At 43.8% G+C, this 26,413-nt stretch carries 28 protein-coding genes; 18 read left to right on the top strand and 10 right to left on the bottom strand.

Going from position 1 to position 26,413, the window contains the following annotated elements; all coding sequences use genetic code 11:
* Positions 1 to 192: 192 nt before the first annotated feature.
* Positions 193 to 2,283, bottom strand: coding sequence for a molybdopterin-containing oxidoreductase family protein (locus AAC978_RS09760; protein WP_341547844.1), 2,091 nt, complete (start codon positions 2,281 to 2,283; stop codon positions 193 to 195).
* A 376-nt stretch (positions 2,284 to 2,659) separates the two neighbouring features.
* Between AAC978_RS09760 and AAC978_RS09755 the strand changes: the two genes are divergently transcribed.
* From AAC978_RS09755 to AAC978_RS09740, 4 genes are read left to right on the top strand one after another with little or no spacing between them, the layout of a single operon-like run.
* On the top strand, positions 2,660 to 3,055 hold the full coding sequence (locus AAC978_RS09755) for a GntR family transcriptional regulator (RefSeq protein WP_341547843.1): 396 nt from the start codon (positions 2,660 to 2,662) through the stop codon (positions 3,053 to 3,055).
* Positions 3,052 to 3,978 carry an ABC transporter ATP-binding protein gene (locus tag AAC978_RS09750; RefSeq protein ID WP_341547842.1) on the top strand — a complete coding sequence of 309 codons (927 nt, stop codon included), beginning with the start codon at positions 3,052 to 3,054 and terminating at the stop codon, positions 3,976 to 3,978. The genes AAC978_RS09755 and AAC978_RS09750 overlap by 4 nt, the downstream gene beginning before the upstream one ends.
* Positions 3,956 to 4,723 carry a hypothetical protein gene (locus tag AAC978_RS09745; protein WP_341547841.1) on the top strand — a complete coding sequence of 256 codons (768 nt, stop codon included), beginning with the start codon at positions 3,956 to 3,958 and terminating at the stop codon, positions 4,721 to 4,723. The genes AAC978_RS09750 and AAC978_RS09745 overlap by 23 nt, the downstream gene beginning before the upstream one ends.
* Positions 4,720 to 5,433: a hypothetical protein gene (locus tag AAC978_RS09740; RefSeq protein WP_341547840.1), complete on the top strand. Its 714-nt coding sequence runs from the start codon at positions 4,720 to 4,722 to the stop codon at positions 5,431 to 5,433. The genes AAC978_RS09745 and AAC978_RS09740 overlap by 4 nt, the downstream gene beginning before the upstream one ends.
* A gap of 84 nt (positions 5,434 to 5,517) precedes the next feature.
* Here the strand turns inward: AAC978_RS09740 and AAC978_RS09735 are convergent, their stop codons facing one another.
* Positions 5,518 to 5,661: a hypothetical protein gene (locus AAC978_RS09735; RefSeq protein WP_341547839.1), complete on the bottom strand. Its 144-nt coding sequence runs from the start codon at positions 5,659 to 5,661 to the stop codon at positions 5,518 to 5,520.
* Between the two features lie 338 nt (positions 5,662 to 5,999).
* Here AAC978_RS09735 and AAC978_RS09730 point away from each other — a divergent pair, with 338 nt between their 5' ends.
* Positions 6,000 to 7,271, top strand: a complete 1,272-nt coding sequence (locus AAC978_RS09730; RefSeq protein ID WP_341547838.1) for a serpin family protein — start codon at positions 6,000 to 6,002, stop codon at positions 7,269 to 7,271.
* 107 nt (positions 7,272 to 7,378) lie between these two features.
* Here AAC978_RS09730 and AAC978_RS09725 read toward each other — a convergent pair whose 3' ends face one another.
* From AAC978_RS09725 to AAC978_RS09715, 3 genes are all read right to left on the bottom strand, one after another.
* Positions 7,379 to 8,362, bottom strand: a complete 984-nt coding sequence (locus AAC978_RS09725; protein ID WP_341547837.1) for a sensor domain-containing diguanylate cyclase — start codon at positions 8,360 to 8,362, stop codon at positions 7,379 to 7,381.
* A 92-nt stretch (positions 8,363 to 8,454) separates the two neighbouring features.
* Positions 8,455 to 9,519: a HAMP domain-containing sensor histidine kinase gene (locus AAC978_RS09720; protein ID WP_341547836.1), complete on the bottom strand. Its 1,065-nt coding sequence runs from the start codon at positions 9,517 to 9,519 to the stop codon at positions 8,455 to 8,457.
* A complete protein-coding gene (locus AAC978_RS09715) occupies positions 9,516 to 10,190 on the bottom strand; it encodes a response regulator transcription factor (protein ID WP_341547835.1) in 675 nt (224 codons plus the stop codon). The genes AAC978_RS09720 and AAC978_RS09715 overlap by 4 nt, the downstream gene beginning before the upstream one ends.
* A gap of 489 nt (positions 10,191 to 10,679) precedes the next feature.
* On the opposite strand from AAC978_RS09715, the gene AAC978_RS09710 reads away from it, so the two are divergent.
* Genes AAC978_RS09710 through AAC978_RS09695 form a run of 4 tightly spaced genes read left to right on the top strand, consistent with a single transcriptional unit; the run spans position 10,680 to position 14,174 of the window.
* A complete protein-coding gene (locus AAC978_RS09710) occupies positions 10,680 to 11,747 on the top strand; it encodes a DUF4367 domain-containing protein (RefSeq protein ID WP_341547834.1) in 1,068 nt (355 codons plus the stop codon).
* Positions 11,747 to 12,808 carry an ABC transporter ATP-binding protein gene (locus tag AAC978_RS09705; RefSeq protein ID WP_341547833.1) on the top strand — a complete coding sequence of 354 codons (1,062 nt, stop codon included), beginning with the start codon at positions 11,747 to 11,749 and terminating at the stop codon, positions 12,806 to 12,808. The genes AAC978_RS09710 and AAC978_RS09705 overlap by 1 nt, the downstream gene beginning before the upstream one ends.
* 3 nt (positions 12,809 to 12,811) lie before the next feature.
* On the top strand, positions 12,812 to 13,666 hold the full coding sequence (locus tag AAC978_RS09700) for an ABC transporter permease (RefSeq protein ID WP_341547849.1): 855 nt from the start codon (positions 12,812 to 12,814) through the stop codon (positions 13,664 to 13,666).
* A gap of 22 nt (positions 13,667 to 13,688) precedes the next feature.
* Positions 13,689 to 14,174, top strand: a complete 486-nt coding sequence (locus tag AAC978_RS09695; RefSeq protein ID WP_341547832.1) for a cytochrome c biogenesis protein CcdC — start codon at positions 13,689 to 13,691, stop codon at positions 14,172 to 14,174.
* A gap of 173 nt (positions 14,175 to 14,347) precedes the next feature.
* Here the strand turns inward: AAC978_RS09695 and AAC978_RS09690 are convergent, their stop codons facing one another.
* On the bottom strand, positions 14,348 to 14,632 hold the full coding sequence (locus AAC978_RS09690) for an AbrB/MazE/SpoVT family DNA-binding domain-containing protein (RefSeq protein WP_341547831.1): 285 nt from the start codon (positions 14,630 to 14,632) through the stop codon (positions 14,348 to 14,350).
* Positions 14,633 to 14,879: 247 nt separating this feature from the next.
* On the opposite strand from AAC978_RS09690, the gene AAC978_RS09685 reads away from it, so the two are divergent.
* The 3 genes from AAC978_RS09685 (at position 14,880) to rpiA (ending at position 16,979) form a co-directional block, all read left to right on the top strand.
* On the top strand, positions 14,880 to 15,497 hold the full coding sequence (locus AAC978_RS09685; protein WP_341547830.1) for a lysozyme inhibitor LprI family protein: 618 nt from the start codon (positions 14,880 to 14,882) through the stop codon (positions 15,495 to 15,497).
* Positions 15,498 to 15,550: 53 nt separating this feature from the next.
* Positions 15,551 to 15,967, top strand: a complete 417-nt coding sequence (locus tag AAC978_RS09680) for a hypothetical protein (RefSeq protein ID WP_341547829.1) — start codon at positions 15,551 to 15,553, stop codon at positions 15,965 to 15,967.
* A gap of 292 nt (positions 15,968 to 16,259) precedes the next feature.
* Positions 16,260 to 16,979 (top strand): ribose-5-phosphate isomerase RpiA, encoded by a 720-nt coding sequence (gene rpiA / locus AAC978_RS09675; protein ID WP_341547828.1) that lies wholly within the window; start codon positions 16,260 to 16,262, stop codon positions 16,977 to 16,979.
* 85 nt (positions 16,980 to 17,064) lie between these two features.
* On the opposite strand, the gene AAC978_RS09670 is transcribed toward rpiA, so the two are convergent.
* Both AAC978_RS09670 and AAC978_RS09665 read right to left on the bottom strand, forming a co-directional pair.
* Positions 17,065 to 17,937 (bottom strand): alpha/beta fold hydrolase, encoded by an 873-nt coding sequence (locus tag AAC978_RS09670; RefSeq protein ID WP_341547827.1) that lies wholly within the window; start codon positions 17,935 to 17,937, stop codon positions 17,065 to 17,067.
* Between the two features lie 17 nt (positions 17,938 to 17,954).
* Positions 17,955 to 18,872: a DUF4180 domain-containing protein gene (locus AAC978_RS09665; RefSeq protein ID WP_341547826.1), complete on the bottom strand. Its 918-nt coding sequence runs from the start codon at positions 18,870 to 18,872 to the stop codon at positions 17,955 to 17,957.
* Between the two features lie 188 nt (positions 18,873 to 19,060).
* Between AAC978_RS09665 and AAC978_RS09660 the strand changes: the two genes are divergently transcribed.
* Positions 19,061 to 19,489, top strand: coding sequence for a hypothetical protein (locus AAC978_RS09660; protein ID WP_341547825.1), 429 nt, complete (start codon positions 19,061 to 19,063; stop codon positions 19,487 to 19,489).
* Between the two features lie 82 nt (positions 19,490 to 19,571).
* Entirely contained in the window at positions 19,572 to 20,042 is a 471-nt protein-coding gene (locus tag AAC978_RS09655) for an NUDIX hydrolase (RefSeq protein WP_341547824.1), read from the top strand.
* A gap of 164 nt (positions 20,043 to 20,206) precedes the next feature.
* Here AAC978_RS09655 and AAC978_RS09650 read toward each other — a convergent pair whose 3' ends face one another.
* Positions 20,207 to 22,171 carry a methyl-accepting chemotaxis protein gene (locus tag AAC978_RS09650; RefSeq protein WP_341547823.1) on the bottom strand — a complete coding sequence of 655 codons (1,965 nt, stop codon included), beginning with the start codon at positions 22,169 to 22,171 and terminating at the stop codon, positions 20,207 to 20,209.
* 447 nt (positions 22,172 to 22,618) lie between these two features.
* Between AAC978_RS09650 and AAC978_RS09645 the strand changes: the two genes are divergently transcribed.
* Positions 22,619 to 23,887: an MFS transporter gene (locus AAC978_RS09645; protein WP_341547822.1), complete on the top strand. Its 1,269-nt coding sequence runs from the start codon at positions 22,619 to 22,621 to the stop codon at positions 23,885 to 23,887.
* A 106-nt stretch (positions 23,888 to 23,993) separates the two neighbouring features.
* Here AAC978_RS09645 and AAC978_RS09640 read toward each other — a convergent pair whose 3' ends face one another.
* Positions 23,994 to 24,326, bottom strand: coding sequence for a CGGC domain-containing protein (locus AAC978_RS09640; protein ID WP_341547821.1), 333 nt, complete (start codon positions 24,324 to 24,326; stop codon positions 23,994 to 23,996).
* Positions 24,327 to 24,542: 216 nt separating this feature from the next.
* Here AAC978_RS09640 and AAC978_RS09635 point away from each other — a divergent pair, with 216 nt between their 5' ends.
* From AAC978_RS09635 to AAC978_RS09625, 3 genes are all read left to right on the top strand, one after another.
* Positions 24,543 to 25,109, top strand: coding sequence for a DUF4256 domain-containing protein (locus tag AAC978_RS09635; RefSeq protein WP_341547820.1), 567 nt, complete (start codon positions 24,543 to 24,545; stop codon positions 25,107 to 25,109).
* A 93-nt stretch (positions 25,110 to 25,202) separates the two neighbouring features.
* A complete protein-coding gene (locus AAC978_RS09630) occupies positions 25,203 to 25,859 on the top strand; it encodes a DUF975 family protein (protein WP_341547819.1) in 657 nt (218 codons plus the stop codon).
* A 238-nt stretch (positions 25,860 to 26,097) separates the two neighbouring features.
* The gene (locus AAC978_RS09625) at positions 26,098 to 26,394 is read left to right on the top strand and encodes a hypothetical protein (protein ID WP_445900296.1); all 297 of its coding nucleotides are present in this window, start codon (positions 26,098 to 26,100) and stop codon (positions 26,392 to 26,394) included.
* Positions 26,395 to 26,413: the final 19 nt, after the last annotated feature.

Below are 26,413 nucleotides of genomic sequence, written 5' to 3'. Positions count from 1 at the left end.
TTTCATATGAACCTAGCCCGGATAGATATTCTTCAATAACTTTTAATTTCCATTCGGCACTATGCGGTGATTTGGACATGAAAATATCCTCCTAAAGTAGATTTGGATATTTCCATGGTCTACTTTAGGAGGATCATATCATACTGGATCAATCGGCTTTATCTATATATGTTACGTATACCAGTTAGAAAGCTAGTGAAACTCGTTAGATAAATTGTGCTTTGTAAGAGATCGGGAGCAAACGTTGGAACAAGGACGGACTTCCACTAAGTTCGAGAAAAAGGTAGCGCCATTGCCCATATCTGAGAGGCGGCTGGGGGTTAGAGAGTTTATGCCGCGACCATCCACATAGTTCTTGGTCCAAAATAGCCCTGTGGTAGCCACGACTCCCGGAAGGACAGTGTCTTTTACTAAGGCGTGAAGCCTACAACTACCCCGATCGTTGAAGACTTCGACTAAATCCCCAGTTTGGATGCCCCTTTTGGCAGCATCTTCGGGATGGATTTCCAGCTCCGGTCGGCCTGCCTTGGCCCGGAGACTGGGTAGGTTGGCGAAGGAAGAGTTAAGGAATTGTCGATTGGGGCCGGCCATTAAAGTCAGGGGGTATTTTTCGCTGGCGGTCTCCGGGCCTTCCACCAAAGGAGTATGAATCGGCAGGGGAGCGAAACCCATTTCAACTGCTTTTTCACTATAGATTTCCGCTTTACCCGAAGAGGTAGGAAACTTGCCGTGGGCATAGGGGAGTGCGGGCACCTTTAACTCTACAAATCTCTCCTTGCGAACCCGGTCCAAGCTAATCCCTTGCTCGTGCCAATACGGTAGATCTATGGCCTGAGCGGCAATATCCTCAGCGGTATCCTTGAAACAGCTCTCCGTAAAGCCCATTCGCTGGGCCAGCTCTGCAAAGACCTCGACATTCGGCTTACTCTCACCTTGCCGCTCCAAGACGGGTTCGGCCCATTGCAGGGTGCATTGCCAGTAAGAGGCATAGAGGTCTTGATTTTCAAGATGAGTGGTAGCAGGCAGCACGATATCAGCCATACGGGCGGTATCAGTCCAGATCTGTTCATGAACCACAGTGAACAGGTCCTCCCGTTCTAAACCCTTACGTACTAACTCTTGTTCCGGTGCGACTACCATGGGGTTCGTGGAATAGATATACACGGAATGTACAGGAGGATCTAGTTCGGTCAAAGCTCTCCCCAACTGCATCATATTAATCAAACGGGTAGGGGTTGGCTGCAGGTCAGGTCTTTCCACAAGCTTGCTGTTCAAGGGGAACCAACCGGCGTTGCTGCGAATCGCACCGCCCCCTGGCACGGCCCAAGCCCCGGTTAAGGCAGGTAAGGAGGCGATGGCCCAAACGACCATTCCTCCATTGTCATGATGCTGTAGACCATTGCCAATCCGGATATAGCTTGCCTGAGTCTCCCCATAAAGGTGGGCGAGACGTTCCAGTTCGGCGATGGTAAGCCCAGTTAAGTCAGCCACCTTCGCTGGTGGATAAGCCTTAACGTGCTCCGCAAATTCCTTCAGCCCTTTGACGTGCTTTTCTGCCCAAGCGTTGTTTACTAGCCCATCTCTAAACAGAATATGGGCGATTCCCAAGGCTAAGGCTCCATCGGAGCCCGGTAAAATATGATAAAATTCATCTGCCCAGTTCGCAGTAGAGTTGCGATGAACATCGATACAAACGACACGAGCGCCGTTTTTGCGAGCCTGATCAGTCAACAAGGCTTGGTGCATATTTGTAGATAGGGCATTGACACCCCAAAGGAGAATCAGCTTGGCCTTTGCACTCTCCACCGGGTTAATCCCTCGTGCTTCACCGTAAACTAAGGAATAGCCCTTGACCCCCGCCGCAGAACAAATCGTCCGTTCTAGCCTGGAGGCTCCCATTCGATGAAAAAAGCGCCGATCCATCCCCAGCTTATTCACTATGCCCATATTTCCTGCGTAGGAATAGGGCAAAATGCATTCTGCTCCATGCTTCTGGATTAAAGCCTGCCAACGCTCGGCAATCTCGGTTAAAGCCTCATCCCAAGAAATGCGCTGAAACTCACCGCTTCCTTTTTTACCGATCCGCCGATGGGGGTAAAGGACACGGTCTTCCCCGTATACTCTCGACCCATAGAATTTAGTTTTCTCGCAGATGGTGCCCTGCGTTACAGGATGACTGGGGTCACCCTTAATCTTTGTTAATTTCCCACCATCATCTACCACAACCTCCCAAGCACAGACATCCGGACAGTCATGGGGGCAAACTGTGTATTTTATTGCCATTGGCATCGCCTCCTTTTTTGCATGATCGTTCATGACCTAATGATTAAAAGCTGAATATGAAATGAAAATATAAGGCTGATATAGAAGATTGAAAGATTGATATAAAAGAGAATAGACAGATTAGTCTAACATTGATCTAATCTAATAATTCGTTTGTACCATCCTAAAATCCTACATAGTGATATAGGAAACTTGTCTTGTGAGAGGAACGAGCGGAAGCCTTAGTTGAGTTATCCACGGGGTGGTCATAGGAAACCTAACAAAAAAGCCTTTCGAACAAAAAGCCTTTACAAAAAGGTCACTAGAGCATAAACTATAACCATAGTACATTACATAACTAATGCACTAATGGACTCCTAATGAAGGAGGTAGGTTCATGATTTTTAAACCGGATAGCATTAAACCAATCTATGTGCAAATTGCCGAGTGGTTGGAGGCAGAAATATTGAGCGGCCAGCTGGCTGAAGATGAGCGAGTCTATTCTCAATATCAACTGGCGGAGATGTTTACCATTAACCCTGCTACAGCTGCCAAAGGACTTAATCTTCTGGCAGACGAAGGCATGGTATACAAGAAGCGGGGTCTTGGCATGTTCGTGTCTACTCAGGCGAAGGAATATATCTTGACCAAGCGCAAGCAGCAGGTCCTTGGTCAGATGGTCAAGGATTTGGTGGCCGAGGCCCAACGTTTAGGGGTACAGGAGAAGGAATTGCTCCAGATGATGAAGCAGGCCAGGGAAGAAATTTATGAGGGAGGGGATGGGGAAAGATGAGTGAAATAGAAGGTTTGCACCTAACTAAGGCCTATGGGGAGCTCCATGCGATTCAGGATTTGTCCTTTTCGATTGAAGCGAATACGATCACTGGTCTCATCGGCAGAAATGGCGCGGGGAAGACGACCCTTTTAAAGATGATTGCCGGTCATCTTAGGCCTACTCGGGGAGAGCTTAAGGTATTTGACCAAAGGCCCTTCGACAACCTAGTAATTGCTGGAAACACGATCTTCGTCAATGACAGCATGACCTTTCCGGAGTCCTTCACTTTGCAGAATATATTAAAAGAGGTTGCTACATTTTATCCCAACTGGAACCAATCGATTGCCCAGGGCTTATTTGATTATTTCCAGCTTAATCCCCATCAGTGTCACAGCAATCTCTCTAAAGGAAGCAAAAGCACTTTTCAGGCCGTTATCGGGATCGCCTCGCGGTGTCCGTTAACCCTCATGGATGAGCCTACCACCGGTATGGATTCGGCGGTGCGTAAGGATTTTTACCGAGCCTTGCTTAAGGATTATATAGAGTACCCCCGCACCGTGATTCTATCCAGCCATTTGTTAGGTGAGCTGGAAGACATTTTAGAGGATATTCTTCTCTTAGATCAAGGAACAAAGAAATTGCAGATGTCTACCCTAGATATGAAGCAATACGCCTTGGGCTTTCGTGGTAACGCCCAGGCCATCGAGGCCCTCCTGCGAGGACACCTACGGGGAGACACACCGGAGGAAGGGATTCTTCGCCGCGAGGAGTTTGCCAAAGGAAGTCTCTACGTGGTAGTCAAGGCAGAGAATCTCGCAGTCGGTTATGAGCGGATTCGGCGGCAGGATGTGGAAGTGATGCCCATAGCGCTGGATGATCTCTGTAATTACCTCACAGCCAAAACCAAAGGAGGAATCGATGATGTCTTTAAGCGAGGTTAGGTTGGCCCCTGTCAGCTTGCAGCAGATTATCGCAAAGCAGTATCTATATAAACTCAAGGGACATTCAGGCTTGGTCTTTATTCTCGTTGTTATCCAAATGCTGAGTATCCTGTTTTCCCTAGGCACCCGTAGCAGTATGTCTTCAAGTAATGAATTTCTGCAGGTCATTGTCAACTCGTATTCCGGAGAGATCTTCTTAATCTTCTCGTTTATTTGGATGGTGGTAGTCGCTTCCTTTCTGGTTTCCCAACCATATCAAAGCATAGAGTTTTCTGTAGTAAACAATCGAGTCACCAGTCATCTCTCGAATATCCTGCTTATATTTACCTACGCTGCCTTCGCTGGAATAACCTCGACTTTAATGGCTATTCCCCAACGTGTTCTCATACTCATGACCCTTGAAGAATCGGAATTTCTCTTTGGTGGGTTGCAGATAGTACCCGGGGATCTCCTGCTGGGCTCCTTGGTCGCCTTTTTGTATCTACTACTCTTTGGGGCAACTGCCTATTTTATTCAGACGATTAGCCTGTCCTTGAGCAAGAAACTGGGGATCATTCTCTGGATCACTCTCTTCGCTTTTGGCTTTGGCTTTATTCGCATCTTCGCGTTTCAAATTGGCAATCTCCTGAACTTTTATTTTAGGGAAAGCTCCTTGGGACTCTTTGTGGGTAAAGTGATCGGCAGCATTATTCTTCTTTTTGGGCTAAGTATTCTTATCTCTCAGCGAACGGAGGTAAAAAGATGATGGACATAAATCCAAAGCTGAATAAAAGGAATAAATGGAAGAATAATCTGCTAGTGGCAGGTGTCTACTTCGGTGTGCTGGTGCTCTTGGCTCTCTTCGCGCCTTATTTGGATCAAAGTAAAGGCTTTCAATCACCTAATGCAAACGGTAAGGAATTATTAGCAGAAGCTCCCAGTAATTGGTCAGGGGATGGTTGGGAATATCATCTTCCCGAGGGTGGGCGCTTCGAGGATCGAGATGGGGTATATAAGAACGGTACGTTGACCTATAAGGTAGAAGAAGTAAATGCACCTCAATTAAAAATCAGGAACATTGGCTATACGGGCTATGAGCAAATCTATATGGAGCGCAAGGCTAGTGCCGATGGTGTCATCGAAGTCAATACCTATGTTGCGCCTCATTATGTCAGGACCGCTGATGGCAAGTCCATTGACTACACCAAGCTGGTTGCCCCGCCTAGGATATCCTTAGAAGAGGGGATACTCAAGATCGAAGCTTCGGCCACAGATGCCTCCCTTGACCGGCAAAGGATCGCATTTAAGAATTTTAGTGACAATTTTACCGTGAGTCAATTCCATCCAGAGCCTCGAAATCTCAACGAAGGCAGCTCGATGGTCATGGGCGCACGAGGGATTCTGATTCGAATTCCCTCGGATTTGGAGATCTTCGATGAAGATGCCAGCCAGTTCTCCTGGGTTAACCCTTCATGATATAGGCTCTCGTCATATTTGGCTTCGTCACATCAAATAAAGACACTGGGGAATTATTTATATACCCCAGTGTCTTTGATTTTTCTAACGATGTCTGAGTGGGTCGTCCTTTCTTTTTTCAAGGGTTTTTCCTACATATATAGAACCTGCAATAGTGAGGGCATGTAAAGCAAACCATCCTCCTTGCATAAAGCTAAACGGACCAGGATCAACACGACGCCTTAGCATAGTAAAACCTCCTTTTGTTAACCTATTAGTATTATTCCTTAACTTATAGAGTTAAATGAATGTTAAACCTTAGGCTTTATGGTGTAATTGGGTATTTTCTTTTGCAGACCAATATTCCTTATGTCGAAAAGGATGTCAATGTAGAAGGATAAAATTCTACAGCTAGTTGTGCAATAAGAATCAACTAATTCTAATGTCACAAAATTAGGGTTCACGACCTGGGCTATACTTATCCCCGCCGTGAACCCTTTACGGTTACGGAATATGCCTAATTGTAATCTTTCTTGCCAAGTTTTGCCCCGCATTCACGTCTTAACACCTAAAGGAGGGCGAAGTCTATGAAACGTAAACAACATTTTATAATTACTTGGCTATTAGTTGCATTAATGCTAGGGATGACGCTGACCGGCTGTGCCACGAATTCAGCGGTTGGGTCTGGAGATTTGATGAAGGGAATCAAGGGAAACAATGTCCAGCTACCGCCTAAGATGGATGGCGAGTTAAACCGAGCTTTGGTGGACTTTACTTGGAATGTATTTAAGGAGAGCAAGAAAAATGAGGGGAATGTGATGATCTCAGCCCCCTCGATTTACCTCGCCTTAGGGATGACCTTAAATGGAGCCGAGGGAGCAACCAAGGAGGCGATGCTCAAGGCGCTGTCTGCTCAAAACCTAAAGCTAGAGGATTTTAACGTCGGTCTCGCCACCTGGAGCAATTCCTTGATGAATAAGGAGAGTAAGGTCACGGTGCGGATCGCCAACTCCATTTGGATTCGGGAGGGCTACGAGGCGGACCAGAAGTTTTTACAGACCAATGGGGACTATTATCAAGCGGGAATAAGCACCCTTGATTTTAATGATCCCTCAGCACCTAAGGCAATCAATAAATGGGTGAAGGAGAAGACCGAAGGGACCATCGATAAGATCATCGAGGAGATGGATGAGGAATTAATGATGTATCTGATCAATGCCATCTACTTCAAAGGGGACTGGAAGGATCAGTTTACCGCGGATAAAACTCACCCCAGAAACTTCACTACCCCCACTGGCAGTGTCGAAGCCCCCTTTATGAACCGACGGGGCAATATCGATTATTTCCAAGGGAAAGAAGCGACCGGGGTCATTTTACCCTATGTGGATGAGCGCTATGCTTTTGTCGGGATATTACCTGAGTCAGACCAATCTCCCCGGGAGTTTATTGATCAGCTAATGGTCACCGATCTGTTTAAATTAATCAATAGCAAAGAAATGAAGAACGTTGAGCTCTCCTTGCCGAAATTTGAGAGCAGTTATGAGAATGAGATGAGGGATGAGCTGGCTACTTTAGGCATGGGAATTGCTTTTGATCCTAATCAGGCAGATTTCTCCTTGATGAGTAAGCAACATATCAAGGAGCTCTTCATCGGGGAAGTAAAGCATAAGACCTTTATCAAAGTGGATGAGAAGGGCACGGAGGCTGCTGCCGTAACAGGAGTAGGAATGGAGATGACCAGCGCCCCCATCGATCTTACTCAGGTCGTATTTGATCGACCTTTTGTCTACGCCATTGTCGATTGGGAGACCAATATGCCATTGTTTATGGGGATTATGGAAGATCCGACGGCGAAGTAAAAGTAGTAGCTGAACAAAAGTAGAAAATGAATAAAGATAGCCACAATAGCAGTAGTAAAGGGCAACATCAACAGAAAGCTAAGTTTCGTGTTGATGTTGCCCTTTGATCAATCGATTGGTTCTATCCTATTTTTCCCCTTCCTTTTGGCTTCATATAACTTTATATCGGCAGAATGAATAAGCTCTGTAAGATTTTCTCCTTCGTACTGCTTTACGCCGCCACTTATTGTTACTTTTAAACCGTTTACAAAGGGATGACATTCAACAGACTGTCTGATTCGGTCTGATATTTTTATAGCTTTGGCTAGATCGGTATTCGGAAATATAACCATGAACTCCTCTCCGCCATATCTTCCTGCAAAATCGGTATCTCTTATGCTTTTCTTAAAGAGAGCGGCAACATCAATGAGGACCTGATCCCCACAGATGTGGCCTTTACAGTCATTTACTTTTTTGAAATCATCTATGTCAAAAATAGCTATAGATAAAGGCTTATCCATTCTGCTCGCATCAGCTATCTCTGATTTTAAGCGATCTATCAGTGTTCGATGATTATTAAGATTTGTTAGTCCATCAATTTTGGCCCGCTCAGCTAGAATCTGATTTTTGATCTGTAGTTCCATCTCCAATTCTTTCTTTTCAGTAATATCAAAAACAATTCCGGCAAGATGTTTTGGTTTGCCACTATCGTCATATACTGTTATTTTGCCGCGATCATAATACCATCTATATTTTCCATCCTTAGCAAGAATACGATATTCAACCTCATATACATTGGCTTTTCCATGTAAGTGGTTGAGCATAGCATCCATTGTCTTTTGGAAATCGTCTGGATGAAGTTTTTCAGTGAAGAACTGATAAGTAACATGTTCCGGTATTTCGTTTTTGTCATAGCCCAAATTAGTTACTTTAAGTGGATTAAATGTCACAGTATTTGTCTTGATATCCCAATACCAATGTCCAAGATTGCCGCTCCAAGCATATTCCAGCGTAGTTTCCTGCTCCTTTTCCCTTAGCAATTCACGAGTCAGTAGCTCAAGCGCTTCGATACGCTCCAGAAGCTGTTCTCTTGTCATATTGATATAGTTCATAGCTTCAAACTCCTTCACAAACATCACTACAAGGTGAAAACCTTTTAGTAAATCATACCATAAAGAAAGTTGTTTTCTAAGCCTTTACATTCCTACTTCGACGGCAAGGAGGTCTTCAAAGATTTGGGCAGGGTGACGTGAAAACTTGTACCCAAACCCTCCTCACTGGTAAAGGTGATGGTTCCTTGGCAGATCTCCACGATCCTTTTGACAATGGCCAGTCCCAGACCATTGCCGGCTTCTGAGCGAGAGGTGTCGCTTTTATAGAACTTGTCAAAGATATGAGGCTGAATCTCCTGGGTCATGCCGATTCCTTCATCTTTGATTACCACCATGAGAGAATCCGAGGTTTCCTGCAGAGTAATGGTGATTGACCCTTCAGGATGGGAGAACTTAATGGCATTGCCGATGAGGTTGATCCAGATTTGTTGGATTAGGTCCTCATCCCCTTCGTAGCTGACTTTTGCCAAATCGATCTCTAGGTTGATATTCTTGGCCGACCAATGCTCCTCTAAGAGGAGGATGGTTTTGCGGATCTGTTCGTCCAGTGGAAAGCTGACTTTTTTATCGGGAATCACCTGATAATCGAGCTTGGACAAGCGCAGCATATTCGCGGAAAGGTTGTTCAGTCGGCGCGATTCTTGAATGATAATATCGGTGTATTCCTCGAATTTATCTCGAGGGAGGTTCTCGTCCTTGATCATTTCGGCAAAGCCTTGAATAGACACGATGGGAGTCTTAAACTCATGGGAGACATTGCTGATAAAATCCTTGCGGAGATATTCCATGCTCCGGAGCTCCTGGGTCATGAGGTTGAAATTCTTAGCTAGAGTACCGACCTCATCTTGACTCTTATACTGAATCTCCACATCAAAATTCCCTTTAGCGACTTCCTTGGTGCTGTCGCTGATAAGCTTAATCGGGCCTGAGAAATATTTTGAGGCGAAAACCATCAGTGTTGAACCGATAACCGCACAAAGAACGACCGTCGCTGTTAAAAGAAAAACCATGCTTCCTTGGTGGCTGATGGTGCCTAACCTATGAAGATGATAGGCCGCGACAATCATAAAGCCTAAGGAAACGAGGCAGGATAAACATAGAATCCCGATAAATAAGAGGGTGAATTTCGCCCGTATGGACGTTGTAAAATTTTTCATACTTTCTTCTCCGCCTTATATCCTAAGCCCCGGATGGTGATGATCTTGAATTCTTCCAGGTCTTCAAATTTCTTGCGCAGCTTTTTAATGTGGCTGTCCACAGTTCGCTCGTCCACATCCGTATCCATCCCCCAAATCTCGTCTAATAAATGCTGGCGGGTAAAAATCTGCTTCGGATAGCTCAAGAGCTTGAACAATAGATAGAATTCTTTTTTGGGTAACTCATAGACTGTATCCTTGGTGGTGACAGTCAGGGTATCATAATCGAGGACAATATCCCCCAAGGTGATTTTGCGTTCCGTAGAGATGCGGGCACGCCGAAGTAGGGCGGCAACTCTAAGGACCAGCTCGTTCAGATTAATAGGCTTGACCATATAATCATCCGAACCCAACTGGAAGCCTTTCTTTTTATCCTCAAAGCTTTCCTTAGCAGTGACCATGAGGATGGGTGCGGTGTAGTCCGCCTCCCGCAGGATTTGAGTAAGCTGATAACCATCCATCTGAGGCATCATAATATCGCAGATGATTAAATCAATATGCTGTATATCAAGAATTTCTAAGGCTTTTCGCCCATGCTCCGCCTGATAGATGACATAGCCTTCCTGCTCCAGGCGAGCGGCCATCAGCTTTCGAATATTAGCATTATCTTCGACGATCAGTATATGAAACATAATCTGCACCCTCCATCACGGGAAAACGTTACTTTAATATGTAGATAAAAAATGTAGCAGTGTAAGATCTATTTCGGTTGATGCCAACCTATTAGTGCAAAGATAAATGAAAAATATAAGTAGTGAGTATTGATATTAAGACTGGTACATTAAATAGTTGATGATGTCAATTTCAGTGTACCTAGCTTGTGTGACCTCAGTATGACCTCAGTATGACCTCGGTATGACCTCAGTATGACCTCAGTATGACCTCAGTATGACCTCAGTATGACCTCAGTATGACTTGATTAAGACTTCTATTTTTCATTGCAACTATTTAGTTTAACTACTTGACAGTCACTCACTGCTTAATGATACATTTCGCTTTCTTCAAGTCAAGCATACTACAATAGTCTATAAAATTTCAATTGGACGCATTCAGGACACATTCAGGTCATATTCCGGGGCTAAACTACACTTGACCCATTAAGAAACGGAGGGATTTCATCCATGAAGAAAAAGCTTCTTATCACAGTTTCCATAGCTTCCGCCTTAGCGCTGGTTGCTTTTGTAAAACCCGTCCAAACTCTAGCCACGGAGGTATTATCAGTTTTTCGAGTCAATGATGTGCAGACCATTCAGATCACACTAGCCGACCTGCAAGAAGGCATGCAAAACGTAGCTAATCTCCAAAAGGAGCTCAAGGCAAAGTACCCCGCGGGATTAAAGGGTGAGGGGATTGAACATAAGTCCCTCATCAATGTCATATCTCAACCACAGCATCAGGTAAGAGAGCTGGAAAAGGCGGAGGATTTCAAGGCCTTCAGACTGCGCTTGCCTAAGGAGTTGGAGGGACAGACTCCGGCAATCTCAGCCCTCGAAGCCAGTGAATTCAAATTCACTCTGGATGTACAGGGAATCAACGGGGTGCTGACTACTTTGAAAAGTCCCAAACAGCTGACCCCTGCACTTGACAAGGTGGAGATGACCTTAAAGTCTTCCGGCGCGGCTTTGGTGAAGTATGAAGATGTCCTTTTCACAGCTTCACAAAAGTCCCATCTGGACGCTCCCGAAGCGGCCAAGACAGAATTGCGGGAGGTAATGCTGAATCTGCCGGTCCTTCCCACCCATCTGCGTCAGCAATTAGCGGAGACTGAATCAGATAGCAACCATATTTATCTGCCTGTCTTCGAAGGTTTTGGTCGCGAAGTGGACTTGGGCAATCAAAAGGGCTATATCTATACCTTAGCCGATTTGAAGGGTATGATGGAGAGCTTTTCTCAAGATATGCCCATGACCCAGACCGGAACGGAAGCCTCAAGCAAGTATCTAGACCATGCTCAGGGAAAAGTTGATGAAGCTAAGGTAGCCGAATTCAAAGCACAATTTATTGCTAAGCACGGTGAAGATCAATATACAGCCCTCTTGGAGGCCCATAAAAAGGCGATGGAAGATATATCCGCTATAGATTATGAGAAAGCTTCCATGCTGATTTGGACCAAGGATGGCAACCTCTATACCCTAACGGGTAATAAGACGGATGCTGAGCTGGCAAAAATCGCTAGGAGCGTTCGTTAATGATCATCGAAACAGAGGGCTTGACTAAAGTCTATGGCAACAAGACCGCTTGTGACCTCATCAATCTGGAAGTGGAAGCGGGGCAGGTATATGGTTTTCTCGGTCGTAATGGAGCGGGAAAGAGTACCTGTATAAAAATGCTCCTGGGTCTAATTTTTCCCACCTCCGGAGGGGGAACTGTTTTAGGGAAGCCACTTGGAGATGTGACAGCCCGCGAAAAGCTCGGCTATCTTCCGGAACTCTTTCGTTATCAGGACTGGATGACGGGCTTGGACCTCCTGAACTTTCACGCTCAGTTAAGCCGTCTTAAGAATAAAAACGAGAGAATCCAGAGGGTTTTGCAGCTCGTGGGTCTCGAAGGACAGGAGAAGTATAAGGTGGGTTCCTATAGCAAAGGGATGCAACAGCGCATTGGCTTGGCCTGTGCCTTGCTCCCTGAACCCCAGCTGATTTTTCTTGACGAACCAACCTCGGCTCTCGATCCTATCGGACGTAAAGAGGTACGGGACATCATATTTTCCCTCAAAAATGAAGGAGCCACCGTGTTTCTCAACAGCCATCTACTCAGTGAGGTGGAAGCGGTCTGCGACCGTGTGACCTTTATCCATAAGGGCAAGATCGTGAAATCCGCTTCTATGGAAGAGCTGCTCATGGGTGAGATTTCCCTAACTCTGCGGGCGAAGGGTGTGAGCGAAGAGAGTTTGATGAGCATAGTTAAGCAGAGTGAACAGGGGAAGCTAGGTAGGCTGAGTGAGCAATTTGAGCTCGACAAGTTGGATGAACTAGATAATCACGGTGAGCTGGGAGAGCACAGTGGGCACGTTGACCTAGCTGAGCCTGATAAGTTAGGTAAGTTAGATTCACAAGATAAATTCGGTAAGGGGAAACGATTAGTGGAACGGATAGGTGAGGACACCTTCCACGTCGTTCTCCGCGACTACGAAGAAATTCCGACTCTTGCCAACCGTCTGATAGCCCAAGGAGCAACCCTATATGAAATGACTCCTCACCATGAGACCCTAGAAACGGTGTTTATGCAGCTTGTGGGAGAGGAGGAATAAGCCATCACTGCGATTATTGTTACGACACTTCAAGAAGCCATTCGTAAAAGAACTTTTATCGTGATGGGGATCGTATCTCTTCTTTACTTGGTATTCTGGACTATTATGCTCAACTATTTTCCTAATTCCTCAGTGACCCATGGGATGGGGCAAGAGCAATTTCGCCCCTTTGCCATGCAAATGGTCACACGAATGGGCTTTCAATTTTCCTCGATGCTGATTGCCTTGCTCACCATTATGTTGGGCTCCGGGGCCATCGCCTCCGAGCTGGAATCTGGACTAATCCATGGTATTCTGGCCCGTCCAATTCAGCGCTATGAATACATTCTGGGCAAGCTTTTTGGCTTGGTCATCTTAGCCAGCCTCTATGCGACAGTGCTTTTTGCCTTGATCTTAGCGATCGGCTCCTTCTATGGTCTTGATACGATTCTAAGCCTGACCTTTGCACAGATTCTCAAGGGCTGGTTACTCTATCTACTAATACCGGTGGCACTGCTCTGCCTCACGGTCTACGGCTCAGTATCCTTAAAGGCAGTGGCTAATGGCATCGCGGTCATCTTTATCTACATTTTAGGGAATGTGGGTGGCATGGTTGAGATGATAGGGGGCTATTTGAATAGCGACTCCATCATCAGCACGGGAATCTTTATCAGCCTAATCTCTCCTTTCCAAACCATCTACACCAGCATGGAGAGAGTCATGGTCCCTAATTCGCAACTGGCGGGAAGTGCCATGTCTGCAGCCAGTCTTTCCGGAAGTGGTCAACCAGCCAGCACATGGATGTTTTTGTACATCGCCCTCTACATGCTGACCTTTGTGGCTCTCGCCACCTGGAAGTTCTCAAAGAAAGATATCTAGAAAGGGATTAGAGATTGTTGCTATGCTGACAAAAGAGATTTTAATGACAGGCTCCATCGTGGTATCCGTGATGATGGTCGTTATGGTCAATCTGATCCGAGCAAAAAACATGAGTAAACCTGTAGAAGCCAAGAAGCTTATTTTGCCTCCCCTGTTCATGGCGACAGGTACGAGTATGTTCCTCCTGCCCATGTTCCGTCCTACCCTGACCGAGTTAATCTGCGCGGTGATGCTGGGGATGCTCTTCTCGATACTCTTGATTAAAACCTCCAAGTTCGAAGTCCGGGACAATCAAATCTATCTCCAGCGCTCGAAGTTGTTCCTAGTGGTGTTGTTCGGCTTAGTGGTGATTCGCATCATCGGGAAGATGATCTTGCCGGATGTGATCCTCATCGAGCCCGCTCAGATGAGCGGAATCTTTTTCATCCTGGCCTTGAGCATGATCTTCCCATGGCGGATCGCCATGTATTTAGGCTTCAGGAGACTGGAGCAACAGCTTAATTCGTGATACGCAATAAGCTTTGCCTAAGGTGATTTAGGCAAAGCTTATTTTTATTATTTGGAATAATTTGTACTTTAAGGTAGGAATCGGGAGAGCCTTGTCGAAGTAGTTACTATGCGTTTTCGAGTTCAACTGCCCAAATTGCTTATCAAATTTTCGGGTAGATCGGAAGCGCCTAGTCATTGTTCGATACCGTCAAGGAATTCGCGAATTGTATTAAATTCACGGACGTTACCGGATTCAATATCATTTTTAGCCTCGAGCATATCATTTTGTGTTTTATCAGTCCAAAAGTATGCTTGGACAGAGGGGACTAGTTTCATAGGTTCAATGATGATTTTATTGTCATCCATCCTAATGTCGAGAACATCACCTTCAGAAATATTGAGCTTTTCTCTAATATCCCTTGGTAGGCTTATAAGGTTTCGTTTTTGAACGAAGATTTTATGGGAGATAGCTGACATGATATCACCCCTTCAGTACTTTGTATTTACAGTTTATGCGTTATTACGTAATTTTGCAAACTGGAAATATAATTATTCGGATATTCCTATGGGGAGCCGACCATCAGATAACTAACTAAAGATTTAACTAGCGTCTATCTCAGTTACTTAGAAAATATGAATGTAAAATGAAGCTGCTGGAATGGCGAAAACGTCGGACGTAATAGGCCTGTCGGGTCGCATAAAATGTTTTCATAGGAGGATTTCTATGCAAAGAATTATTAGAGTGTGCATTCTGATTGCTATCAGTTTTTTGATTGTATCATGCGGAAAAGTCACAGGTGGTAAAGCATCGGCCCAAAACGATAGTCTCTCGTCAGAGGTAAATCAACAAGTAGTCAATGGTGAGCGAGTTCAAGTTAATGGTTCTGGTAATTATGGAGTATATGATATGACGGGTGAGCTCGTAGACAAACTAAATAACAATCCGATTGATCACAGTTATGTAGTTGAATTCAAAGAGTTGAATCAATCCAAAAACTTTTCAACGTTAGCTCAGGTTGAGCTTGAGTCAAAGTATATTAAATTGTGGGATGCAGAGTTGAATGCTATATATAATAAGCTACTCACAAAGTTGAACCCAGAAGAGAAAGAGGTATTGATCGAGTCACAAAAGGGTTGGTTACAGCATCATATGAAAGAATCGGAATTCGTTAACCAAGTGTTTAATTTGCGAGACTCAGGCCCAGTTTTCGGTAGCCAGGGTAGAGTCCAGATGCCACAGGCAATTAAAGGAAGAGTTCGTGAGAGAACCCTTGAGTTGATGGAGTATTATTCACTCCTTGGAAATGATGTGCAATTTGTATTTGCAAGCGACGCAATCTAGTATATAGAGATTTCAAAGAGAGTTTAGAGAACTTATTGAAAAGGTGATTAAATATGGTTTTAATAGTGCTCTCACTAATAATGGGGTTCATAGGTCTGAACATTGGAGGAATCATTGGTGGGGCAGAAATCTATGCGTATTTGTTTGGATTAGTAGGAGTTTTAAGTCCCGGTCTTTATAGATTAGAACGAGTATATAGGAGATCAAGCATAAATAAAGATGATGAGAAATTATTTGCGAAGGAAAATGAATCAGGATTGATTAAGATGAGAGACATAGAGGTATTGAGTAATTCTCAACTTGAAGAAATAATCGAGATGCGCAAGAAGAAAGCTGATAAAAATGAAAACCACGAGCTGTATCAGAAATATAAGAAAATGTTAGATGGATTAAAGCAAGACGGATATTTAGATGAAGGAGAATATTACACTAGTCTGGATAAACTTGAGGAACATTATAAAGTTTATTAGGCTTAAGGTGCCGTCGTATGGTGACCTCTGAATTTGGGAAAGTCCGGCATCGTGTAACAAGGCTTTCGCCACAACATAGAGGATAATGCATGTGGTGGGACGCTGTGTGATCGCCTAGGTGTAGGCCAAATTTTGCACTGGTGCCAAATTTGAGGGAGCAAGATTAACCCATTTTCTCCGGCTTTTCGGGTTGAACAATGGAAGCTAGTATTTGATAAGGCCATAGAAGAATTAAATGGGTTGAATTAGTTGAGTTGAGTACCTAGGGCGCAGCGGGAGTCCTTAATGCTGTGTGAATTGGCTACCGAAGATTGGTTTTGAGGTGTTTTTTGTGAATGAAAAGCAAGTGGCAGGAGAGAAAGCAGCGGAGTTCATACAAAATGGTATGCTAGTTGGTCTCGGAACCGGCTCAACAGTATATTATTCAATCAGAAGAATTGCAGAGTTGGTCCGTGAAGGGGTCCATATTGTGGGGGTCTCGACTTCTAAATCTACAACAGAGCTAGCACAGAGCTTGGGAATAGAGCTTGTATCCATAAACGACATAGGTTGTGTCGACATTACTATCGATGGTGCCGATGAGGTAGATGAAGACTTTAACGGGATTAAAGGTGGAGGCGGGGCTTTATTTTTCGAAAAGATAGTAGCCCATGCATCCAAAAGAGTTATCTGGGTAGTTGACTCTAGCAAAATGGTGAAAAGATTAGGAAAGTCCCCTTTGCAAATAGAGGTTAGTCCCATTGGCTATAAACAGGTTTATAGTAAATTGAAATTAGAGGGAATGGGCCCAGTGCTTAGATTAATTAGCGGGAAGCCATTTCTTACTGATAGTAATAATTACATCATTGACTTACACTCAGCTGAGCTAAATAATCCTACGAAGTTAGCTGGATGGTTAAAAGAGATACCAGGGATAATCGAACATGGATTATTTATTAATTACGTAGATCAAGTAATTGTCGGGAGAGGTGACTCAGCGGAGATTATCTCTTCAACCATAAGGGGAGGGTAATTGATGTTTTTTATCACTACACACCCAAAAAATAAGAGAGGCCGCCATCTTGGCGGCCTCTGAATATTAGGTTCCTACAGAATACCTATGAGACTATTTTGGTATGGGGAGTCAAGAAGTCCAAGATTCGTTCAGCCTGATTGATGACTACATGTCCGGTATTAGGAAGTAGCACGGATTCGGTTTGTGGAGCTAGCTGTTTAAGTCGGGAAATGCTCTTCTGGGCTGGTATTAGCTGATCATATTCCCCGCAAATGATAAGAATTGGCATGGATAGCTTTGAAAGAGCCTCGTCAGTGTAAATGGGTAATTTTGCTGTACGGGGCTTAAAGTGTTTATTGATCAGCATCGTGAAAGCAAGGCCTTCTTCCATTCCAGGGGATACTTCCAATGGCACTTTCCCACCGGTTAACATTTTGAGGATCTGTTGTTCACCCCATTTCCCAAACAGTGAGAAAAAGAGGAATTTCCACAATAATCCGAAACTCACAGGTGCAATTCCTCCGGGACAAAGTAAAACCAATTGCTCAACCTTTTCGGGATATTGGCTAGCAAAGCTTAAAGCCATCCAGCCACCCAATGATAGACCGACGATTGCGCTGCTCTTTAAACCGAGGGCAAGAAAAATCTCGTTTAACCATAGGGGGTAAGCACCGCTCTCATAGCTTGGCCGGCTTGGAGCTGATAATCCGGGTTCTCCAATCATATCCACTGCGAAAACATGATGGGTCTTGCTTAGGGTAACCACATCCCCATACCAAGTAAGAGAATTTGACATACTACCGTGCAGTAGAATCAGAGGGGGGTTTTCACTAACCCCGGACTCAATTACAAACGTGGGACCGAAACTTGTTGCTACTTCATACTGTCGGTTCTTTACGGGCCAGGCATCAAGCATTTCGCGGTATTTTCCCAATATCTCTTGTTTACCGCCTTCGGATTTATATACTTCCTCCATTATTAATCACCCTCCCCTCATTGTAGAAGCCATGCCTCCGCTTCATCTTTGCTGTTGACCATTCGGAAATGCTGGCCTTTGTTCATTTCGAGAGCTAACTCACGAAATCTACCTTTTTGGATGATTTCACTGGGGATAATAGCGACTGCTTTGATGCGGTAATTCATTAATTTCTGAAGAATATCGCCGGCAACTTTCGTTTTGAGCTCGAAGAAGTCTTCGGACAAAGCAGCGTAGTGGATCATAAGCAGATTGGTATCATTTTCACCGCATAGAGCCACCAGTTCCAAAGCGTCGCTTTCTGATCGCAGGGGAGTGGTATTAGAGATTATTTCTAAATATTTTTTATCATTTCTGCTAATCACTTGATAGTTCATTCTTTTTTCCTCCTCTATTACTTCATTCTCAAATAGTTTTTGTCTGACTTGGTTGATCCAGTCTAATTCAGCTTGATATGAGGTTATTAAATTCTGATAGATCGAATTCCATAAAAAGGTTTCCCGATTATTTCGGTTGGGTGAATTGAGAGACCGCCTGTTTTTTTCCTGTTCTAAAAGCAACTGTACCTTAATGGTATCTTCATATCTTGACAGCAATTCATTTAATTCGTGATTGTTAAGCAAGTCCGACCAGGCGAGCTGGATCAAAAATGTTTTTTTAAATTCGGGAGCTTCTGGGGATGATAATACCCATTCTTTTAATTCAGTCAATCCGTCGTTTGTTATCCGATATAATTTTTTAGAGGGAGCGCTATCCTGATGGATAACTTCGGAAGTAACCAATCCCTCGTCCTGCATCTGAAGCAAGGCTTTGTAGATTTGATTATTATTACCGGACCAATACATAAAGGAAGAATCCTGAAATACCTTCTTTAGTTCATATCCGGTAGATGGTTTCCAACTGAGGATACCAAGTATTGCAAATGAAATTGACATAACGACACCCCTTTACCCAAATAACATAGGTTAATAGTAACCTATGTTATCAATATAGTCAATAGCCTTGGTGGAAACTAGAAAGAAATATAAATGCGACGAGGAATCTAAACAACTTTTATTCTTGTGAAGGAGTTTGTTGGAAGAAGATAGAATATGGCATTTAGGTAATTAAGGGAGGGCATAAAATGAGCAACGTAGAGGGATTTGATGTCGAAAGGGATCAATGGATTGTTAAGAAGCTGTATAGTCTTATCGAAATAGATGAGGAAGCAAGAAAACGTGGCGAACCAGCAATTCAGCCCTATGTTTTAGAGGGACAACCAGAAGATGAAAAGTTGACCACATTTTCAAATGAAAAAGGATACCGTGAAGCAGTTTATGAAGCTATACAATATGCAGCCGATCAAGCATCTAAACAGGAACGTATCATCCTTTGTTACGATGGATTTGTAAGGTTAAAAGGGGTTCGCATGGATGGGCTCCTGTATCAGGTCTATAGCAAGGACAATACATGGCTCCAATTTGCTCAGGGTTATCGGCCCAAAGGATTATTCAAACAATATAAGCGGATAGGTGATTTGGTATTTGTCGGTGAGGAAGAATACCCTATCTGATCTACAAGCATAAGCTCTCGTACCTTACGAAATATAGGGAACGGGAGTTTTAAGATTTAACCGGATTAAGGAAGGTTTTTAGATGAGATTTAGAGTAAGGGCAGCAGCGATTATACTTAATGAGGCAAAGGAAGTGCTTCTTGTCTTGCACAGAAGTCCGTTTAGGGGTAAAGCGTGGTGGACATTACCTGGGGGAAAGCTAGAAGACGGCGAAAGTGCTATTGAAGCGGTGATCAGAGAGGTAGAGGAAGAGTGTGGCATTGTGTGTAAACCAGGGAGCTTAGTTTATGTGAGGGAGTTCATTGGGGGGCACATTGAGCAGGTGCACCATGTCGAGCTATTTTTTACGGCAGAAGTGGATAGCTATGACATCGTCACTGGAATAGATCCTGAATTAGAAGAACAGTACATTGTGGAATCGCGGTTTCTTAGCAAGGAAGAGATTAAAAGCTCAGAGATTACCGTCTATCCTGAAGTGTTAACAGATAGGTTTTGGGATGACTTAGAGTCAGGGTTTGTAGGTCAGACGGTCTACCTTGGTATACACGAATAAGCAAAAACAATAAACAAATAAACAAAAACAAAGTAGCTTGAGGATAGGCTACTTTGTTGGATTAATGCTCGAGGGGAAGGCATCTCATATAATCTGCCTTCCCCAAGTGTCACTGAACTGATCCATATAGATTTGGTAGATTAAGAGCTACAAATGAAATCTTCTTAGTATCTAAATTTGCTAATTAAGGTTTGAAGTTCTTGCGCCATTTCTGCGAGAGTCTGACTGGAGGCTGCAATTTCTTCAACTGAAGCTGTTTGTTCCTCAATGGCCGCAGAAACGCTCTCAGTTTGATGAGTATTTTCTATACTGATCCGATCCATATTCTTAACGGATTCAAGGACTTCTTGGCTATCCGCTTCAATTTGCTGGGTCATCGCTGACACTTCTTGAACACCTTTTACGACGATATCAATCAGATGGATGATCTTTTCGAATGACTCTCCAGCAACGTTAACAACCTGGATGCTATTGTCTACATCGATTCTGCCTTGTTCCATGGAGTTGACGGCATGACTAATATTTCCTTGATTCTTTTGTATTAACTCATTAATCTGTTTTGCGGCTTCTTGAGATTGTTCGGCTAGTTTTTTCACTTCATCAGCGACTACCGCAAAGCCTCTTCCGTTTTCCCCAGCACGAGCCGCTTCGATGGCTGCATTGAGTGCGAGTAAGTTTGTTTGATCAGCAATCTGGGAGATGACATTGGTGATGACCCCGATCTCCTTGGAGCTTTCTTCTAAATCAGAAATACTAGAGTGAACGATGTTCGTACTTTCGGAGAGATGACCCATTTGTTGAATGGCCTTTTGCAGTGCCTCTTGTCCGTTTTTTGTTGCATCTGAAGTCTGATTTGAAGACAAAGCCATGTCATTTGTATTGACAGCTACTTGCTTAATCGTAGCCACGATTTGCTCAACTGATTTTGCTGCTTCTGTCATGGACTCACTCTGTTGGACTGAGCTTGTGGCGACTTCTGAAACAGCTGTCGCTACTAGGGTTGAAGCCTGTGCATGTTGTCCGGCACTGGCAGTAAGCTCTTCTGAAGAAGCTGCGACCTGCTCTGAGGTATTGGCAACACCTTTTAAGATCTCTTGGAGAGATGCCGCCATAAGATTAAAGTTATCTCCGACTTTGCCGATTTCATCCTTGCTCTTCACTTCGACTCGTTCAGTTAGATTTCCTTCGCTGATTTTTTGGGATACTGTCGCCAGTGATTTTAGAGGATTCACGATTGAGCGCGTTATAAAATAAATGGCGATAGAGCCTAATAAGATAGCAGCTACAAGTACAATTAGAATATTTACTAAGATACCATTCGCTGCTTGTGAGAATTCACTGTTATACATTGTCGCAGAAACTTTCCAGCCTGTAAGTTTATTTGTGGCAAATACCATGTGCTTTGCTTTGCCGGTATTGTTTTCAAGGTATTCGTGTTGCCCGGACTCCTCTTGGACCATATAATCATAGTTTGTTCCTTGGCCTTGGCTGCCAAGCTCATCTGTTGGATGGTAAATAATGAGTCCTGCTTGGTCAGTAATGATAGGATACCCTGCTTGACCGATAACGACGTTTTTACTGACTTCCCCTAATGTAAATAAATCTATATCTATGCCGAAAACGCCGGTATTATCGATGGTGGCCTTAGCTGCTGAGACGACCATCCTCCCAGTAGAGGCATCGACATAGGGTGGAGTTAGGACGACCTTACCTTTGTTCTCCATAGCCATCTTATACCAAGTTCTTTGCCTCGGATCGTAATCTTTAGGGAGGTCAGCATGAGGGGATATAATGGTAACTCCTTCGTTGGTTCCTAGGTAACTGCTCAAGAGATCCGGATGTGTCTTAGCGAAATCGTCGAGTATAGTTCGATTGCCTGGATTTTTTGCGCTAACAAGGTGGGACATATAGTCCGTGTCCTTCAACTTCGTGTCCATAAAATTCGTAATCACTGAATCTAAGAGGGCGACCTTGTCTTTGGCATTGTTTGTCATATCCATTTCGACTTGGTTGGCAGCTGTTTTGTACGATGAGATAGCTATAGCGATACTCGGAATGAGAAGAAGAGCAATCGCCAGTAAGCTAATCTTTGTGCGAATAGACTGCAGGTTGAACATGGGTTTTTTCATTTGAATTCTCCTTTTAAGTTAGTTAGGGGGTTCGCAATTTCGATATATTAATATATATATCGACAAATTTCTTAAATACTTTAAGTATTGTTAAGAATTTCTACATAATTTTCACGTGGATTATGGGAAGTTTCTCCGTTTAATGCTTCCTTTCGGATACGCCTCATCGCGATTCGACACGGTGCATTCAAAATTCGACATTTTATACAACGTGATAGTAGAGATTATATTAGGGGAGAAAGAGCTTATAAAAGGGGGAGCATATTTTGACCACTATGAGACTGATGGAGGGAAGCAATTATTGCGTGAAAAAAGGCTGGTAGAGTGGTTAGAGGGACAGTGTTTTTAAAGGAAGAATTAGAGGAAATGGGGAATATTTGCAGAACTATGACATAGAATTCATATGGCGCATGAGCTGTTTAACAGAACGAGCCGGGAAGGATCGATATGGCATTATCTATGTCTAAAAGTGGTTTCTCCAAGTATCGCTGGGGAGTACTGATTATGCTTATTTTATTACAATTAGCCAGCACATTTAATTGGTTTGGACCTTCACCGTTGTTGACTACAATTAGAACGGAATTGAATATTGGCTATTCTTCAGCCGGTGCTCTCATGTCGATTATTTCCTTGATGCTGGCTCTTTTTATGTTCGCCGGTAGTTTTATTATCGACTGGTTCGGCGCAACGAAGGCGATGATTTTTTCGGCAGTTTTGATTGGGTTGGGTGGGGTCGGAGGACTCTTTGTCCGGGACTATTTGTTATTGATGGTTATGCGTATCGCTATCGGAGCGGGCTTGGGCATAGGAACCCCTGCTGCATCTGTGTTAATCTATCAATGGTTTCCCCCGAAGGAACATCAGTTTGTGAACTCCCTTTATTCGGCCATGGGCTATTTAAGTATGTCTATTGCTTTCGCGATCACGATACCTTTATTCGTTTTTTTTGGTAACTGGCGCATTGTGGCATCGCTTTATGGGGCAAGCGCTCTAGTAATTGCCCTTGTCTGGATAGCTTTATTACATTCTAAGAACGAGTTATCAGTAATAAAAAAACAGTCGAAGGTAAAAAAACGAGTGGGACTCAGCCTAGCCCTGAAGAAAAAGGAGGTTTGGCTTTTATTTGTTGCCCACTGTGGGGCTGTATGGACATTTCAGGGATTTATGACCTTTTTGCCTTCGTTTTTCCAGGAAGTTAAAGGCCTTGATATAGCGACGGCCAGTTCCATAACGGGATTCGTACCATTGATCGGAGCCTTCGGAAGCATCTCATGCGGGATTGCGTCAAGTGCTATAGGTTTGCGCAAGCCGTTTACCTGGCCCATGCATCTTTTGATGGTTCTTGGGGGAATAGGCTGCATTGTTTTACCTTTTGGTCCACTGCTTTATCTCAGCGTGGGCATTTTTGGCTTTGGCATGGCTTCCTGGTTTTCGGTGATGATTACCATACCAATGGAGCTAGAAGGAGCAACTGCGGAATTTATCGGTGGAGCCATGGCTGTTATTATAGGAATCAGTAATCTTGTCGTTTTTGGGTTTCCGATTGCATATAGTGCAATGTCGGCAGGCTTAGGTGAATATAATTCTATGTTGATTTTCACATTCATTCCACTGCTATCTGCTCTAGGGGCCCTGTTCCTTCCCGAGACTGGGTGGAGAAAACTTGATCAGAAGCAGGGGTCAGGATTAGGTTCAGGATCTAGTATGAAGATATGAAGAGGTAGTGTGGTTCATTTGGACTTCCACAAAAAAAGCGCATTATCAAATAATGCGCATACTAAGTAGGGTAATTGAATGGACCTATTCCAGTTGACGTAGAGAATTAATGGGTGTAATCGATTATTTTCACGGTGTCACCAATTTTCTTGGCAATTGCTTGCTTCATTTGATCAGCGTGAGGGCAAGGAAAGCCAATCGGGCTTCCTTTTGTTATACAGGATGCTAAGGCGATCGTGTCAGCGCCACGTTTAACCATCTCAGCAGCTCGCGTCACAGCCTTTTTTCCAGGACAGCCTCCGCAAGTATTTACCCCAACGACCTCGATATCCTCTTCTACTTCGGCAAAGGCAAGCTTTTTTTCTTTCATAACCTTAAGACAAGTCGAAGCAGGGCACATATCCTCGGTTTGCAGACAGCGAATTAATCCAACCTTCATGAACTTCTTCCTCCTCTATATCTCTATGGGGAAATTATACCCCCTACACGTACCTCCTGCAAATGCTATTTATGTAATTTTTATAAAGCAACAATTTTGACCTTGGTATTTCGCTAGGAGTTGTTATTGTGACAGGAATAAGTAACAGGTAGCTTAACAATAATAAAGAGATGAAGGTCAACAACAATAAGAAAAAATAGTGCTAGGAGGTTTCACATGGCGAATGAAAAAAGGGTGTTACCACCGGAACAACAAGATGAACTACTCGGAATCTTGAAAGAGCGCTTTGCGAAGAATATGAATCGCCATCCAAGTCTTGAATGGGCAAAAGTCCAAACACAGGTGGAGGTAAATGCAGATAAACTGTGGTCACTCAATGAGATGGAAAGAACAGGCGGAGAACCGGATGTAGTTGGTCATAATGAAAACACGGGTGAATACATTTTTTGTGATTGTTCAGTAGAAAGCCCGAAGGGACGCAGAAATGTCTGTTATGATCGCGAAGCCTTGGAGGCAAGGAAAGAACATAAACCACAGACTAGCGCTATAGATATGGCCGTTGACATGGGCATCGAGCTTTTAACAGTCGAACAATATAAGGACCTGCAGGAGCTTGGCAAATTTGATGCGAAAACATCAAGCTGGCTAAAAACACCTGCACATATTAGAAAGCTTGGCGGAGCTATCTTCGGTGATCGTCGCTATGACACGGTCTTTGTCTACCATAACGGAGCAGAATCCTACTATGGTGTGAGGGGTTTCCGTGGCCTGCTCAGGGTCTAAACTCTGGGGGGTAAAGGCTTGAGCAAAAACTGTAAGCTGGCTCGTCTCTACTAAAAAATAGTCAAGGAATCAATGGAGAGTGGAGGAGATCAAATGAAAAGCAATGCTGAGCTCAAAATGCTGGCCCGGGAGAATTTAAGTGGAAATTGGCTTTTAGCCATTGCAGTCTCTGTGGTGGCATGGCTGCTTACGGATGCTTTGACGGGAAATAACGGTAAAGACACTGCTGAATATGTATTGCGTGACGGAGAATTTGTGAGAACAATGGTAAGTCACCCAAACTCATTATTTCTATTAATTGCTTTCATAGTCGGTGGGCCAATCCATTTTGGCTTGGCATCCGTCTTCTTGAGATTAGCAAGAAATCAAGAGTCTACCTTTAGTGATCTGTTTAGTGGTTTTCACTACTTTTTAAAGAACTTTATCCTAAATTTCTTAATCGGACTTTTTATCTTCCTTTGGTTTTTGTTGCTCATCATTCCGGGAATTATCGCGGCTCTACGTTATTCCTTGGCCTATTACATTATGAATGATAATCCCGACCTGAAGCCCTTAGAGGCAATAGAATTGAGCAAGAGAATGATGGACGGACAGAAGTTAAGATTGTTCTACCTTTGGTTGAGCTTTATTGGTTGGTTTTTGGTTGGGATTGTAACTCTAGGGATAGGCTTTCTCTTTGCAGCGCCCTATTATCATGCAACCATAGCAAATTTCTATGAAGATGTGAAAAAAACAATCCCAACTACTTAAAGTTCATTTAACTTCTCGAAACTGGTATAATAGATTGCAGGAAGCCCGGCTCCCAAACCCAAAGGAAGATTATTATTTGCATGAGTTATTGAACACTGAGAGAAGCCGCCATGCTGGCGGCTTTAAAATCATTCAAGGAGGCCCAGCCTCCGGAGAGGAAAGAAGAACTTTGAAGAAATACACTCAGTTGAAACTTGAAGAAGAGGCGGCAGCAGCTGCAGCATCAACTCTCGAATTCATGGTTTATTTTGGCGAGAACTCTGCTAATTATCGTTTTCCAGACATCGAAGTCAATGACGATAATCAGGCAAAACTGCAGAAGCTGGTAAATGACTATCATACTCTGATCAAACAAGAAGAGAATAAGGAACTGGATTTAGAGACGTTCTTGGCCGGGAAACAAATCAAGATAGAGCATGTGGATGAATATGAAGACCCGCGAGATGTGTTTATTCTACTTAGCTACTTCAAAGAGGTTTGTACACTTGATGATTTCGAACCTCTAGCAGTAGTTGAGGCGCTCGAGGAAGCGTAGTTTAGTGTGGAGCAGAAGA

Origin of the sequence: Desulfitobacterium sp. THU1, from assembly GCF_038181555.1 — a bacterium.
Classification (GTDB): domain Bacteria; phylum Bacillota; class Desulfitobacteriia; order Desulfitobacteriales; family Desulfitobacteriaceae; genus Desulfitobacterium.
Note: the sequence above shows the minus strand (reverse complement) of the source record. Positions and strands in the feature narration are given on the sequence as shown.